Annotated in this window: 14 protein-coding genes; 13 read left to right on the forward strand and 1 reads right to left on the reverse strand. The window is 62.2% G+C overall.

Translation table 11 applies throughout. The annotated features are described in order from the left end of the window. The first annotated feature begins 33 nt into the window (after window positions 1-33). The 4 genes from VX159_RS08770 to gph all read left to right on the forward strand — a co-directional run bounded on the left by VX159_RS08770 (window position 34) and on the right by gph (window position 3,639). A complete protein-coding gene (locus VX159_RS08770) occupies window positions 34-1,362 on the forward strand; it encodes a TRZ/ATZ family hydrolase (RefSeq protein ID WP_371322511.1) in 1,329 nt (442 codons plus the stop codon). A gap of 74 nt (window positions 1,363-1,436) precedes the next feature. Further along, complete coding sequence (locus VX159_RS08775) at window positions 1,437-2,111, forward strand: OmpA family protein (protein WP_371322512.1); 675 nt, start codon at window positions 1,437-1,439, stop codon at window positions 2,109-2,111. A gap of 137 nt (window positions 2,112-2,248) precedes the next feature. Beyond that, window positions 2,249-2,947 carry a bifunctional 2-polyprenyl-6-hydroxyphenol methylase/3-demethylubiquinol 3-O-methyltransferase UbiG gene (gene ubiG / locus VX159_RS08780; RefSeq protein ID WP_371322513.1) on the forward strand — a complete coding sequence of 233 codons (699 nt, stop codon included), beginning with the start codon at window positions 2,249-2,251 and terminating at the stop codon, window positions 2,945-2,947. Window positions 2,948-2,964: 17 nt separating this feature from the next. Next, a complete protein-coding gene (gph, locus tag VX159_RS08785) occupies window positions 2,965-3,639 on the forward strand; it encodes a phosphoglycolate phosphatase (protein ID WP_371322514.1) in 675 nt (224 codons plus the stop codon). A gap of 94 nt (window positions 3,640-3,733) precedes the next feature. Here the strand turns inward: gph and ppk2 are convergent, their stop codons facing one another. Beyond that, complete coding sequence (gene ppk2, locus VX159_RS08790; protein WP_371322515.1) at window positions 3,734-4,825, reverse strand: polyphosphate kinase 2; 1,092 nt, start codon at window positions 4,823-4,825, stop codon at window positions 3,734-3,736. Between the two features lie 223 nt (window positions 4,826-5,048). Here ppk2 and VX159_RS08795 point away from each other — a divergent pair, with 223 nt between their 5' ends. The 9 genes from VX159_RS08795 to VX159_RS08835 all read left to right on the forward strand — a co-directional run bounded on the left by VX159_RS08795 (window position 5,049) and on the right by VX159_RS08835 (window position 14,722). Next, window positions 5,049-6,905 carry a diguanylate cyclase gene (locus tag VX159_RS08795; protein WP_371322516.1) on the forward strand — a complete coding sequence of 619 codons (1,857 nt, stop codon included), beginning with the start codon at window positions 5,049-5,051 and terminating at the stop codon, window positions 6,903-6,905. 37 nt (window positions 6,906-6,942) lie between these two features. Further along, on the forward strand, window positions 6,943-7,215 hold the full coding sequence (locus VX159_RS08800; protein WP_371322517.1) for a DUF1330 domain-containing protein: 273 nt from the start codon (window positions 6,943-6,945) through the stop codon (window positions 7,213-7,215). 137 nt (window positions 7,216-7,352) lie between these two features. After that, the gene (locus tag VX159_RS08805) at window positions 7,353-7,865 is read left to right on the forward strand and encodes a Spy/CpxP family protein refolding chaperone (RefSeq protein WP_371322518.1); all 513 of its coding nucleotides are present in this window, start codon (window positions 7,353-7,355) and stop codon (window positions 7,863-7,865) included. 144 nt (window positions 7,866-8,009) lie between these two features. Next, window positions 8,010-9,956, forward strand: coding sequence for a radical SAM protein (locus tag VX159_RS08810; protein ID WP_371322519.1), 1,947 nt, complete (start codon window positions 8,010-8,012; stop codon window positions 9,954-9,956). Further along, window positions 9,953-10,306 carry a cupin gene (locus tag VX159_RS08815; RefSeq protein WP_371322520.1) on the forward strand — a complete coding sequence of 118 codons (354 nt, stop codon included), beginning with the start codon at window positions 9,953-9,955 and terminating at the stop codon, window positions 10,304-10,306. The genes VX159_RS08810 and VX159_RS08815 overlap by 4 nt, the downstream gene beginning before the upstream one ends. Before the next feature lie 93 nt (window positions 10,307-10,399). Then, the gene (locus VX159_RS08820; RefSeq protein ID WP_371322521.1) at window positions 10,400-10,783 is read left to right on the forward strand and encodes a DUF6394 family protein; all 384 of its coding nucleotides are present in this window, start codon (window positions 10,400-10,402) and stop codon (window positions 10,781-10,783) included. An 11-nt stretch (window positions 10,784-10,794) separates the two neighbouring features. After that, a complete protein-coding gene (locus tag VX159_RS08825; protein ID WP_371322522.1) occupies window positions 10,795-12,501 on the forward strand; it encodes a TrkA family potassium uptake protein in 1,707 nt (568 codons plus the stop codon). Next, window positions 12,498-13,547, forward strand: coding sequence for an NAD(P)H-dependent flavin oxidoreductase (locus VX159_RS08830; protein WP_371322523.1), 1,050 nt, complete (start codon window positions 12,498-12,500; stop codon window positions 13,545-13,547). Before VX159_RS08825 ends, VX159_RS08830 begins: the two co-directional genes overlap by 4 nt. Then, window positions 13,544-14,722: a GGDEF domain-containing protein gene (locus VX159_RS08835; RefSeq protein WP_371322524.1), complete on the forward strand. Its 1,179-nt coding sequence runs from the start codon at window positions 13,544-13,546 to the stop codon at window positions 14,720-14,722. The genes VX159_RS08830 and VX159_RS08835 overlap by 4 nt, the downstream gene beginning before the upstream one ends. Window positions 14,723-14,779 lie beyond the last annotated feature (57 nt).

Here is a 14,779-nt window from a genome sequence, read left to right on the forward strand (position 1 = left end):
ACACGGCCCCGGCTCCATTTTTAAGGCACCGCCATGACAGACAACACCACTCCCATCGACCTGCTGATCGAAGCCCGCTGGATTGCTCCGGTGGATACCGACACCCTGCTCGAGCACCACGCTGTCGCCGTCGACCAAGGCCGCATCGTCGCCCTCCTCCCCGCCAGCGAGGCTCGCCGGCGCTTTCAGGCAACGGAGCACCGGATTCTCGGCCAACACCTGCTCATTCCCGGCCTGATCAACCTCCACACCCATGCCGCGATGAGCCTGCTGCGCGGCATCGCCGACGACCTGCCGCTGATGGAATGGCTGCAAAAACACATCTGGCCGGCAGAAGCAGCCCACATGTCGGCCCAGTTCGTCTTCGACGGCACCCGGCTGGCGTGCGCCGAAATGCTGCGCGGCGGCATCACCTGCTTCAACGACATGTATTTCTACCCCGATGCCAGCGCCCGAGCCGCGAGCGAATTCGGCATGCGCGCCACGATCGGGATCACCACACTGGAATTCCCAACCCCTTACGCCAGCGATGCCGACGATTACCTGCACAAGGGATTGACCGTACGGGAACGCTGGCTGGACCAACCCCTGATCAATTTCAGCCTGGCCCCGCACGCCCCCTACACTGTCAGCGACAACAGCTTTGCCCGTATCGTCACCCTGGCCGAACAGCTCAACCTGCCGATCCACTGCCACCTCCACGAAACCCACCAGGAAATTGCCGACAGCCTGAGTATCTATGGCCAGCGCCCCCTCGCCCGGCTGCACCAACTCGGGCTGACCGGCCCCGGATTGAATGCCGTACATGCAGTTCATCTCACCCCTGAAGAAATCGCCCTGCTCGCTGCAAGCGGCAGCCATGTTGCCCACTGCCCCAGTTCCAATCTCAAACTAGCCAGCGGCATTGCTCCGCTCAAAGCCCTGCTTGACGCTGGAGTCAATGTCGGACTGGGCACCGATGGGGCAGCGAGCAACAACCGCCTCGACCTGTTCAGCGAAATGCGCCTTGCCTCGCTACTTGCCAAGGGCAGTAGCGGCGATGCCAGCGCCGTACCGGCAAGCTGCGCGTTGCGCATGGCCACCCTCAATGCGGCCCAGGCACTGGGCTTGAGCGAACGGATCGGATCAATCACCCCCGGCAAGGATGCCGACCTATGCGCAATCGATTTATCACCCAGCGAATATCAGCCCTGCTTTGACCCGATCGCCCACTTGATTCACGTTGCAGGCCGGGAGGCCGTCAGCGACGTCTGGATCGCCGGAAAATGTTGCGTAGAGAACAAAACGCTGCGGACAAATAGCCCAAACAACTTGGAAGCCGCGCTGACCCTGTGGCAAAATAGGCTGGAAGTCTGTCGGTAGCATGCGCTCCATGCATCCAGCATCGCAGACTGACAGGTCAAGCAATTCCAAACTTTCTTCAACGAGGGAAAACAATGATCAACAACATCGCCAAGAAGTCTCTGGTTGTCGCTCTGCTGGCTGGCATCGGTTTCGGCGCCACCGTCGCTCAGGCTCAGGAACGCGTTTACGTCATCGATCAGCGTGACGTGGTCGCCAAGTCCGGTTTCGGCCTGTGCTGGCGTACCGGCTACTGGACCCCGGCTGCCGCCGCCAAGGACGCTGCAGGCTGCGAGTGCGACAAGGACCTGCTGCCGAAGGAAGCCTGTGCTCCGAAGGACGCCATGAAGCCGGCAGCTGCCGGTGCAGGCGCCGGCGCCAAGCCGAGCAACGAGAAGATCACCGTTGCCGCTGATGCGCTGTTCGACTTCAACAAGGCTGTCCTGCGTCCGGAAGGCAAGGCCAAGCTCGACGAGCTGGTCTCCAAGGCCAAGGCCATCAAGCTGGAAGTGATCCTGGCCGTCGGCCACACCGACCGCATCGGTGGCGATGCCTACAACCAGAAGCTGTCCGAGAAGCGCGCTGCCGCCGTCAAGGAATATCTGGTTTCCAAGGGTATCGAAGCCAACCGCGTTTACACCGAAGGCAAGGGCAAGAAGCAGCCCGTGACCGGCGACAAGTGCGGCAAGAGCACCAAGAAGACCAAGGCCCTGATCGACTGCCTGCAGCCGGATCGTCGCGTCGACATCGAAGTCATCGGCACCAAGTAATCCGCCGCAACTTCAGTCTGCGCAAAGCCCCGCCCAGCGGGGCTTTTTCTTTGCCCGCTTTTTCTCCATCCCCCTCCCCGGATGACGGCTCTGGCCGTACAATTGCGACCTTCATTTTTCGTACCCCCCAGAACATCATGCTCAACGCCGACCGCGCAGAACTCGATAAATTTGGCGAACTCGCCCATCGCTGGTGGGACCCGAATAGCGAATTCAAGCCCCTGCATGACATCAATCCGCTGCGACTTGACTGGATTGACGAGCACGTCGGCCTTGCCGGAAAACGCGTCCTCGACGTTGGCTGCGGCGGCGGTCTGCTTTCCGAGGGCATGGCCGCGCGCGGCGCCCAGGTCACCGGCATTGACCTGTCGGAAAAACCGCTCGGCGTCGCCCGCCTGCATCTGCTGGAAAGCGGACAACAAGTCGACTATCGACTAACCTCGGCCGAACAGCTGGCCGACGAAATGCCCGGCAGCTTTGATGCGGTAACCTGCATGGAAATGCTCGAACACGTCCCTGATCCGGCCAGCGTGGTCGCAGCTTGCGCACGCCTGGTCAAGCCCGGCGGCCAGGTTTTCTTTTCAACCCTCAACCGCAACCCCAAAGCCTATTTGTTGGCGGTCATCAGCGCCGAATACCTGCTCAAACTGCTCCCCAAAGGCACCCACGATTACGCCAAATTCATCCGCCCCGCCGAACTGGCACGCTGGGCGAAATTTGCCGGACTTGAGCCAGCCGAAATCATCGGCATGAGCTACAACCCGCTATCACGCCGCTACAGCCTCGGTCGTGATACCGCCGTCAATTACCTGATGCGCAGCCGGCGCAGCACCTGATCCCGAGCCGAGACGGCATGCGCCAACTGCAAGCGATCCTCTTCGACCTTGACGGAACTCTGGCGGATACCGCCCCCGATCTGGCCAATGCTGCCAATCGCCTGCTCCAGGAAGAGGGGCGCCCGCCCAAGCCGCTTGACGAACTGCGCCCATATACCTCGCAAGGAGTACGGGGACTGCTCTTTGCCAGTTTCGGGCTCACCCCCGCTGCATCCGCTTACGAACGCCTGGCCAACCGCTTCCTTGAGTTTTATGCAGCGCAACTCTGCGTTGAAAGTCGCTTGTTTGACGGCATTGATCGCCTTCTGGATGCCATTGAAGGCGCCGGGCTCGCCTGGGGAATCGTGACCAACAAGCGGATGCGCTACACCGACCCGCTAGTCCGTCAATTAGGCCTCAGCCCACGCACTAACTGCGTTGTCAGCGGCGACACCACGGCGGCCGCCAAGCCCTCGCCACTCCCCATCCTGCATGCCTGCGAGTTACTGGCCTGCGAACCCGGCAACAGCATCTACATCGGCGACGACCGGCGCGATATCGAAGCCGGGCGAGCAGCCGGCTGCCGAACCATCGCCGCAACCTACGGCTATCTCGGCGATAGCGGCCCTCCAGCCGATTGGCGAGCCGACCATCTCGTCAGTTCACCTGAGCAACTGCGCCTTCTGCTTGAACAACACCTGATCTGCCGTTGAAATAAAAAGGCCGATTTCCACGGTCGACCGTGAAAATCAGCCTTTTGCCATATGCCAAGAAGCGAGGCCGCATCAAACCGGCCTCTGCTTCCGATCACAATGCCGTCGCATGCTCTCCACGTTCATACACCACGTTGGCACGACCAACGATCAAGGGATCGAGTTTCCCGATGCGTTCGTGATCCTTGTTGGTGTACGGCATCTTGTGCAGGATATAACGCATGGCATTGAGCCGCGCCCGTTTCTTGCAGTCCGACTTGATCACCGTCCACGGTGCATCTGCCGTATCGGTATGGAAGAACATCGCTTCCTTGGCCTTGGTGTAATCGTCCCATTTATCGAGTGAAGCCATATCGATCGGCGACAACTTCCACTGCTTGAGCGGATGCAGTTTGCGCTCGCCAAAACGCCGACGCTGCTCCTCCTGGCTGACCGAAAACCAGAACTTGATCAGGTGGATGCCATTACGCGCCAGCATCCGCTCGAATTCCGGCGCCTGGCGGACAAATTCCGAATACTCCTGATCCGAACAGAAACCCATCACCCGCTCGACGCCGGCACGGTTGTACCAGGAGCGATCAAACAGCACGATCTCTCCATTGGTCGGCAAATGCTGCACGTAGCGCTGGAAATACCACTGCCCGCGCTCGGTTTCGGTTGGTTTTTCGAGCGCCACGACACGCGCGCCGCGCGGGTTGAGGTGCTCCATGAAGCGCTTGATCGTCCCACCCTTGCCGGCCGCATCGCGCCCTTCGAACAGGATCACCACTTTCTGACCGGTTTCCTTGACCCAGGCCTGGAGCTTTAACAACTCAACCTGCAGGCGATACTTCTGCCGCTCGTAGTTCTTGCGCTGCATCAGGTTTTTGTACGGGTAGCCGCCGTCGCGCCAATCCTTGATCAGTTCATCATCAGGATTGGGAACCGGACCGCCAATCTCCATCCGGCGCTCCTTGAGCAAGCCCTTGAGCAAGGCAATCGACTCATCCTCCGGCATGCCGTGCAAGACATCGCGCAATGCGCTCAGCTTGGTTTCCTGGGCGCCACCCACTGCCGCCTCAACCGTGAATCCCTCGATTCCGGCCGCCGTCAGGGACGGCGGAACATCCCCCTGAACCACGCGACGGGCGGCAGCCGGGCGCGGGGAGGTAGTCACAGTGGTCGGGCTGTTTTTCTTGGTCACCATTGGTGTTCTCCATTCTTATTGGCAGCAAAAAGTCCATTTCACGCCAAAGTCATGCTTTTGTCCACCTTCTGTACCCGTTTCACAGCAAACCCGATGTGCGAATGAAAAGCATCTGAAAATTTCGGCAAAATCGGCATAAACGTTGCAGTGGCACGGCATAAAGCAAAAGGGAGCCGCCTGCGACAGAGTACAATGTGTACTCGATTCGCTTTGATACTCCCCCATGGACTCCCTGACCGGCACCGGCCGTTTTCGCCTGCGACCGATCCAGTGGCTGCTGGCACTGGTCGTGCTGCTGCTGGCAGCGCTGTGGAGCGGCATCCTGTTCGATCTTGAGCGGGCCCGGCAGGTGGCTCACGAACGGGCCACCGACAACCTTGGGAACCTGACCCTGGCCTTCGCCAAGGAAATCGAATCCTCGATCAAAACCATCGATGTCACCCTGGTCGACCTCCGCGAACACTGGCAAGGCGACGCCGCGCTGTTCCGGCAAGCACTCAACCTGCGGCAATCGTATCTGAAGGATGAACTGATCCTGCAGATCGCGATTATCGACGCCCGGGGAACCCTGGTGTTCTCCAGCCTGGAATCGCCGACTCGGCCGCTCGACTTGAGCGACCGCGAACATTTCCGGGTCCATGCTGAACGGCGCTACGATGCCTTGTTCATCAGCCAGCCGGTGCGGGGCAGGGTTTCCGGGCGCTGGCTGATCCAGTTCACCCGCCCGATCTATGACAGGCAAGGTGAATTCCGGGGCGTCATCGCCCTGTCGGTTCCGCCCGAATACTTCTACCGTTTCTACCGCGCCATCAAGATGCCCGGTGACGGGGTCATCTCGCTGCAACGCGATGGCGGCGAAATCCTGGCTCGCTACCCGGCCCCGGAACAAGCTATCGGCAAAGTGATTCACTCCGCCCCCTTCCGCGACCCCGAGGCTGCAGAAGCGGGAGTATTCAGCAAGACCGCCGAAATCGATGGGATCGACCGCCTTTACGCCTGGCGCAAGATGCCCCGCTACCAACTGGTAGTGATCCTCGGCTACTCCCTCGACAGCATCGAGGCCGGCTTTGCCGCCCAGCACTCGCGCCCCCTGCTCGCAGGCTGCGCGCTCAGCCTGCTGATCCTGCTGCTGGCCTGGTTACGCCTGCGCGCCCTGCAACTGCGCGAACAGGCAGAACGCCAACTGAGCGAAAACGAACAACGCTGGCGCTACGCGCTGGAAGCTGCCGGCGATGGTGTCTGGGACTGGCAAATTGGCAGCCAGCGGGTGATTTTCTCCGAGCGCTGGAAAACCATGCTCGGATACGCACCGGACGAAATCGCCAACCTGCTCGACGAATGGGAGCACCGCGTGCACCCCGACGACATCCCGCGAGTGCGCAAGGATCTGGCTGCGCACATTGGCGGACAAACACCGATTTACCACGCCGCATACCGGATGCTGCACAAGGATGGTCACTGGCTGTGGGTCCTGGACCGCGGCATGGTGCTCGAACGCAGCCCTGACGGACAAGCCCGGCGGATGGTTGGCACCCACACCGACATCAGCCAGCAGAAGATGCTGGAAGACCAGTTGAAAGCCCTGGCCACTACCGACCCGCTGACCGGGGTAGCCAATCGCCGCCACTTTCTCGAACGCCTGCGCGAAGAGTACCTCCGCATCCAGCGCTACCCTGAAGCCCGCTGCTGCGTACTGATGGCCGATCTCGATCATTTCAAACGGATCAACGACCAATACGGCCACGCCGTCGGCGACCGGGCCTTGCAGCATTTTTCGTCGCTGCTGACTCAGGAATCCAGGGAAACCGACCTGTGCGGCCGCCTGGGTGGCGAGGAGTTTGCGCTGTTGCTGCCGGAAACCGACAGCCAGGATGCCTTGCTGTTTGCCCGCCGTCTTTGCCGCCGACTGCGGGAAACCCCCCTGCTGGCCGATGACCACCAGATCACCATCACCGTCAGCATCGGCATCAGCCGGATCAGGCCTGATGACCGCCAACCCGAGGAGGCCCTGCAACATGCCGACCGAGCCCTTTACCGCGCCAAACACACCGGCCGCGACCGTGCCGAAATCAGCGAATGAGCCGGCAGCCGCCGCTACAGACGGCCCGGCCTATGTCGTGGGCCATTTGACCGTCAAGGACTGCGAGCGCTGGGCTGAATACCGTCGCCAGGTCCCCGCGACCCTTGCCCCCTGGCAGGGAGAACTGGTGTTTCGCGGCCACCATCCCGAAATTCTCGCCGGGCAACATCCGCACCGGGATACCGTCACCATCCGCTTCCCGAGTCGAGAAGCGGCACGGTGCTGGTATCAGTCAGCAGCCTACCAGGCCCTGATCCCGCTGCGCAGCCTGGCCGCCGACCTTGACCTGATCCTCTTCGATGCCGTTTGAACGCCTTGATCCGGCAGCGGAAACACCCTGCAACAACTTGCCCGGTAAAAGACATACTTGAATTACATGCTTGCGCTTTAATGAAGGTGACGGCAGAGATCACTGCCAGAACATCGCCAAACCCTCAGGAGAAAATCATGAACAAGCGCAACACTCTCGTTTCCGCACTGGCCCTGGCCCTTGGCAGCGCCTTCTTCAGCACCGCCAGCATTGCCCAGCCGGCCGATTGCACGGGCATGGGGCCGATGGGCGGGCAACGCGCCGAAATGCGCGGGCAGCGCATGCAGCAACGGCAACAGCAATTGCACGACGCACTCAAGCTCAACCCGGACCAGGAAAAGGCCTGGAGCAAGTTCCAGGAAAGCCACCCGGCGGCGATGATGCAGGACCGCCGCGCCGAACGGGCCGACCTGAGCAAGCTGAGCGCCCCCGAACGGGCCGAAAAGATGCTTGAACTGCAGAAGAAACATCATGACGCGATGAGCCAGCACGTGACTGCGCTGAAGGATTTCTACAACCAGCTGACGCCGGAACAGAAGAAAACCTTCGACGCGCACCAGATGCAAGGCCCGGCTCGTACCGGCGGCGCACGCGGTCCTGGTGGTCAGGGACGCGGCCAGGCGCCGGAAGCGGCTGCACTGGCCCGCTGAGCAAGGATTCCCTGAACGGTTCGAAGGCGCCTGCGGGCGCCTTTTTTGTTGCGCCCCTCAGAGCGAGCGGCCTGAGGGGCAAGGATTTCGGCAATTGCCGGGAAACTGCGACAATCCGCTCTTGTTCACCGATTGCCGCAACCCATGTCCGTAGCCCCCCGCCCCCGCCTGCTCAGCCTGATTCCGCCGATGACGCAGTTGAACGTGCCTTATCCGTCAACCGCCTACCTGACCGGCTTCCTGCGCAGCCGGGGCTTTGCCGCCAGCCAGTGCGATCTGGCGCTGCAACTGGTGCTCGACTTGTTCTCGCCGGCCGGGCTCGATGCGGTCAAATCCACGGTCGACGCGCATAAAGGCAAAAAATCGCGGACGCTGCGCCACTTCGTCAACGAGTTTCCCCGCTACCGCGCCACCGTCGGCCCGGCCATCGCCTTCCTCCAGGGCCGCGATCCGTCGCTGGCGCAGCGCATCGTCGGCCGCGCCTTCCTGCCTGAGGGGCCGCGCTTTGCCCAGGCCTTTGCCAACTACTTTGCCGAAGACGGCGAAGATCCGCTGGGCTGGGCCTTCGGCGCGCTCGGCTTGCACGACCGGGCGCGGCACTTCGCGACCCTCTACCTCAATGACCTCGCCGACGTGCTGCGCGAAGCGGTCGATCCGCGCTTCGAGTTCGTCCGCTACGCCGAATCGCTGGCCCTCTCGGAACCCAGCTTCGAACCGCTGGCGCAGGCGCTGGCGGCGCCACACACCCTGGTCGATAGCACGCTGGAAAAACTGGCCCTGGCCGCCGTCGACCGTGAAAACCCCGATCTGGTGCTGCTCTCGACGCCCTTCCCCGGCTCGGTCTATGCCGCCTTCCGCATCGCCCAGGCGATCAAGGCCAAATACCCGCAAATCGTCACCATTCTCGGCGGCGGCTGGGTCAATACCGAACTGCGCGAACTGACCGAGCCGCGTGTCTTCGATTATTTCGACTACGTCACTCTCGACGACGGCGAGCGCCCGCTGCTGGCGCTGATCGAACACTGGCAGCAGGTCGACGGCAAACCGCTGCGCCCGCGCCTCAATCTGGTCCGCACCTATGCCCGCGTCGACGGCCAGGTCCGCTACTTCAACCACGGCCGCCCCGACGAAGCCGCCGACGTGGCCTTTGCCGAAGTCGGCACACCAACCTGGGACGGCCTGCCGCTCGAGCGCTACCTGTCGCTGCTCGACATGCTCAACCCGATGCACCGGCTGTGGTCGGACGGACGCTGGAACAAGCTCACGGTAGCGCACGGCTGCTACTGGAAAAAATGCAGCTTCTGCGACGTCAACCTTGACTACATCGGCCGCTACGACGGCATTGCCGCCGGCCAACTGGTCGACCGGATCGAAACGGTGATCGCCGAAACCGGGCAAAGCGGCTTCCACTTCGTCGACGAAGCGGCGCCGCCCAAGGCGCTCAAGGCGATGGCCGAGGAAATCGCCCGCCGCAACCTGGCGATTTCGTGGTGGGGCAATATCCGTTTCGAAAAATCCTTCACCCCCGAGGTCTGCCTGCAACTCGCCGACAGCGGCTGCATCGCCGTTTCCGGCGGACTCGAAGTCGCCTCCGACCGGCTGCTCAAGCTGATGCAGAAAGGCGTCTCGGTCGACCAGGTGGCACGCGTCACCCGCGCCTTCACCGACGCCGGCATCTTGGTCCATGCCTACCTGATGTACGGTTTCCCGACCCAGACGCTGCAGGACACCGTCGATGCCCTCGAATACGTCCGCCAGCTGTTTGCCGCCGGCTGTATTCAGTCAGGTTATTTCCACCGTTTTTCCTGCACCGTGCATTCGCCGGTCGGCAAGGCCCCGGCCGACTACGGCATCCGCCTGCAGCCCAAACCCTTCGCCGGCTTCGCCAAGAACGACGTGGCCTTCTACGACCCCACCGGCACCGACCACGCGACGCTGGGCCAGGGGCTGAACAAGGCGCTTTACAACTACATGCACGGCATCGGCCTCGACGAAGATGTCCGCGCCTGGTTCGATCTGCGCGTGCCACGGCCGACGGTGAAGCGGAATTTCATCGAACGTGCGCTCAGCGAAAATATTCCCCGCAAATGATCGACAACCTTTTTGCGCAATTGCCACGGTCGACCGTGGAAAACGGCAAAAACCCCGAACAATTTGCCGATCTGCTGCAGCGTCCCGGTCTGCGCATCGAGCGCATCGTTTCGACCGGCCAGTGCAGCCCGCCGGATTTCTGGTACGACCAGGCCGAGGGCGAATGGGTGGCAGTGCTCTGCGGCGAGGCGAAATTGCGCTTTGCCGACGAAACCGAACCTCGCCACTTGCGCGCCGGCGACTTTGTTGACATCGCACCGCACCGACGGCACCGGGTCGATTGGACGCCGCCGGAAACCGTAACGGTGTGGCTGGCAGTGTTCTATTCGGCATCTCTGGCTACACGCTGAACCAGGCTTGGCGTCAGCGGGAAAACTGCTGCCGGGCAACTCAAAGCGTGCAAGAATGGGCAGTCCTATCCCCAATCTGCGCAGGCAGCAAAAATGAATCTCGAAAAAGTTATTTTTGGCTTTTTTATTCTTTTGGCAGCAACCCTCAACTTCGGTTTTTTCATCGGTGACATCAGCCGGCCGGAATTGCACAACGTCTACGAACTCGCCGCAGCGCTGGTCGTCAGCCTGATCGCCACCGCCCTCAAGTTCGGGGACCGGACGCAGATCGGCGCGATTCACCTGTCGACCAGCCTGGTTGCCGACCTGCAGTTGATCGCGGCGGCGATCACCTGGGCGGTTGCCGAGCACATTACCGGCACCGGCATGACCGCCCACATCACTTCCAGCGTCGTCTCGCTATCCGGCGGCGCGCTGTTCGCCAACGTGGTTTCGGTGGTGCTGCTGATTGCCGAAACCGTGATGCTGCGCCGCTAGGCGCCGCCGGCATGATCAACAACAGCTTCTTCCTGATCCTGCGCCGGATGCGGGCGCCGATCATCGTGCTGATCGTAATCTACGCGATCTCGGTCTGCGGGCTGACACTGGTTCCCGGCGTCGATGCCGCAGGTCAGCCGAGCCCGCCGCTGTCGTTCTTTCACGCTTTCTATTTCATCAGCTACACCGCAACCACCATCGGCTTTGGCGAAATCCCGAATGCCTTTTCCGAAGCCCAACGGCTGTGGGTCACCATCTGCATCTACCTGACCGTGATCGGCTGGTCATACTCGGTAGTGACCTTGATCGCCCTGCTGCAGGACAAGGGCTTCCAGAACACCCTGACCCAGAACCGCTTTGCCCGCCGCGTCGCCCGACTGCACGAGCCCTTCTACCTGATCTGCGGCTGCGGCGAAACCGGGAATCTGGTCGCACACGCCTTTGACCGGCGCAACCAGGCGTTCGTCGTGCTGGAAAAAGACGAAATGCGGGTCGAGGAACTCGACCTGCAGGATTTCAAGACCGACATTCCGGCCCTGGCTGGCGATGCCCGCGCTCCGGACACCCTGCTCCTCGCCGGCCTGCGCCATCCCAAGTGCCGCGGCGTACTGGCAATCAGCAACGACGAGGATGCCAACCTCGCTACCGCGATTGCCGTACGCCTGCTCAACCCCGGGATTCCGGTGATTGCCCGTGCCCGCTCGCCGCTGGTGATGGCCAACCTGGCCTCGTTCGGTACCGACCATATAGTCAATCCCTACGACCGTTTTGCCGAATATCTGGCAATGGCAGTGGCTGCACCGGAACGCTACCGCCTGCTGGAGATTCTGACCGGACTGCCCGATGCCCCCTTGCCGGAAGCCCACCACCCGCCTGCCGGCCACTGGATTCTCTGTGGCTACGGCCGCTTTGGTCATGCGCTAGCCGAACATCTGCGCCCCGCAGGAATCACGCTGACCATCATCGACCCGGCCGCAACCAATGGCGCCGACGGCATTGCCGGCTACGGCACCGAGGCCGACACCCTGCGTGCTGCAGGCATCATGGATGCGCAGGGAATCATTGCCGGCAGCGACGACGACATCAACAATTTGTCGATCGCCATGACTGCCAGCGAACTCAAGCCCGAGCTATTCGTCGTTGCCCGCCAGAACCATCACGCCAACGCCCCGCTGTTTGCCGCCTACAACGCGGACTTCACCATGGTCGCGACGCGCATCGTTGCACAGGAGGCGATTGCCCTGCTGATGACCCCTTTGCTCGCCCATTTCCTGAGTGTCTTGCGACAACAGCAAAGCACCTCATGCAGTTCTCTGGTCGAGCAAATGGAAACCCTCAACCACGGGCGTACCCCGTTGCTGCGCGAGCTTTGCCTCAATGCCGGCGACAGCCCGGCGGTGTGGCAGGCCCTGCTGCACGGACGGGAAATCCGCTCTGCCGAATTGCTGATCGACGCGACCGACCGCTCGCGCCGGTTATCCACCCTGATCCTGCTGCTGGTTCGCGATGGCAAGCCGCTCTTCCTGCCGCCCCCCGAACTGCCACTGCAGCCGGGAGATCAACTGCTGCTGGCCACCCGCAGCAGCGAATGGCACCAGATCGAGCTCTGCCTGAAAAATGCCAACGAACTGGAGTATGTCCTGAGCGGCCGCGAGCAGCCCGGCTGGCTATGGCAAAAGCTGTTTCCCGTCCCCCCTGCGTCAAGGAGCAAAGCATGACCCCATTGCAGCAGATTGGTTGCGCCTTACCGATTGTCCAGGCTCCAATGGCCGGCGTTCAGGACAGCGGCTTGGCGATTGCCGTCGGGCTGGCCGGCGGCCTCGGCTCATTGCCGGCCGCGATGCTTGAACTGGCAGCCCTGGAGCACGAACTGCAAACACTCGACCGCCACCTCGGACGCCGCTACAACCTCAATTTCTTCGCGCATGCACCCAATCCCCCAACCCCGGAGCGCGAAACCGCCTGGCAGCAATTGCTTTCCTCGTATTACGCAGAGTACGGGTGCGCCCCCCCGAGCGGCAGCCCATCTGGCCAGCGTCAGCCGTTTTCAGACCCGCACGCAGTGCTGGTCGAAAGATATCGTCCGGCCGTGGTCAGTTTCCATTTCGGCCTGCCGGCTGGCGACCTGCTGCGCCGGGTCAAGGACTGCGGCGCCCAGGTCTGGTCATCCGCAACCACGGTCGAAGAAGCACGCTGGCTTGAGCAGCGCGGCGTCGATGCGATTATTGCCCAAGGGCTGGAGGCCGGGGGCCATCGCGGCATGTTCCTCAGCGAACGGCTCGATGACCAGCTGGGAAGCTTTGCCTTGTTGCCGCAAATCGTAGACGCGGTGCGCATTCCAGTGATTGCCGCCGGCGGCATCGTCGGCCCGGCCGAAGTGCGAGCCGCCATGGCCCTTGGTGCCTGCGCCATCCAGGCCGGGACAGTCTATCTGTGCAGTGACGAAGCCGGCACCTCGGCCCTGCACCGCGCCGCGCTACAGAGCCCGGTAGCCCGGCACACGGCCCTGACCAACCTGTTCTCGGGGCGCCCGGCACGGGGCATCATCAATCGCCTGATGCGCGAGCACGGGCCGCTACAGCCTGCGGCTCCCGCTTTTCCGCATGCTTCCGCCGCACTGGCGCCGCTGCGTGCTGCCGCAGAAGCTGCCGGGAAAGATGATTTCACCCCGCTCTGGTGTGGTCAACATGCCCGCTGCCCAGCCCGGCCGGCGACGGAAATCACCCGCTGGCTCGCCGGTCTTGAAGAGGAAACCGAAGTTTGATCGAACACCAAGCCATCTTTCTCACCGGCAGCCTGCTGATGCTCGCCAATGGAGGAATCCTCTGGCTGGTCCACCGTGAAATCCTGCCGCAACTGCAGGGCAGCGCCCGGACCTGGCGCCACGGAACCTTCCTGTTTGCCGGTGCCTGCCTGATTTTTGCCACACTGGAACATTTCCCCCCGCGGTTCGGCCTGCTGCTGGCCGATGCCTGGCTCCTGATTGGTGCCAGTTGCTACTGGTACTCGCTGGGCCAGTTCTTCCATCGCTCCCCGGGCTGGCCTATCGGCCTGCCCGCCATTCTTGGCATTCTCGGGGTGAGCATTTTCCTGTTTGCCGTCCCTTCATACCAATGGCGGCAGATCGCCATCACGCTGGCGCTGCTTGCCATCCTTGCCGGCTCGGTCGGGATGATCCCGACCCACAGGAACGAACAGACGCAGAGTAGCCAGGTCATTCGGGGAACCTTTGCCCTGGCTACGCTGCTGATCCTGATCCGGCTGATCCGGCTGCTGCTGCTCGAACTTCCCGACCGCCAGGCCTTGTTTCCACCGCCGCAGCCAGGGAGTCTGCTGACACCGCTGATCATTGTCCTGCTTCCCTGCATCTGTACCACCGCCTTTCTGCTGATGTGCTCGGAGCGACTCAAGCAACGCCTGGAAAAGGCCGCATCGACCGACTATCTGACCGCACTCCCCAACCGCCGAACCCTGGCCGAGCAAGGCCGCCGTGCCTTCACCGAGGCGTGCGCAGCCGGACGCGGCTATGCAGTCGCAATCATCGATATCGACCATTTCAAGGCGGTGAACGACACTTACGGTCATGAAACCGGGGATGAAGCGCTCAAGCACGTCGCCAGCCTGCTCCGCCGTCACTGCCGTAGCAACGAACTACCGACCCGACAGGGGGGCGAGGAATTCGTGATCCTGCTTGACGGCATCAGCGCCGAGCACGCCCTGCTCGCCGGCGAACGCCTCCGGGCCAGTGTCGAAGCCCATCCCTGCCGGCTTGGCGAGCGAGAACTGCAACTCACGGTATCGATCGGCATGGCAGTTCGTGAAAGCGGCGACGAACGCTTCGATCATCTGCTCAGCCGAGCCGATGCGGCGCTGTACCGGGCCAAGGCCAGCGGACGGAACCGGGTCATTCTAGCCAGTCACCCCGGCGCAGCAGCCTAGGCCGGCGCCATGGCATATCGCTGCCTTGGCTGACTCCGGGTTATCACGAAGATCGCG

The organism is Dechloromonas sp. ZY10, assembly GCF_041378895.1.
Lineage (GTDB): Bacteria > Pseudomonadota > Gammaproteobacteria > Burkholderiales > Rhodocyclaceae > Azonexus > Azonexus aquae.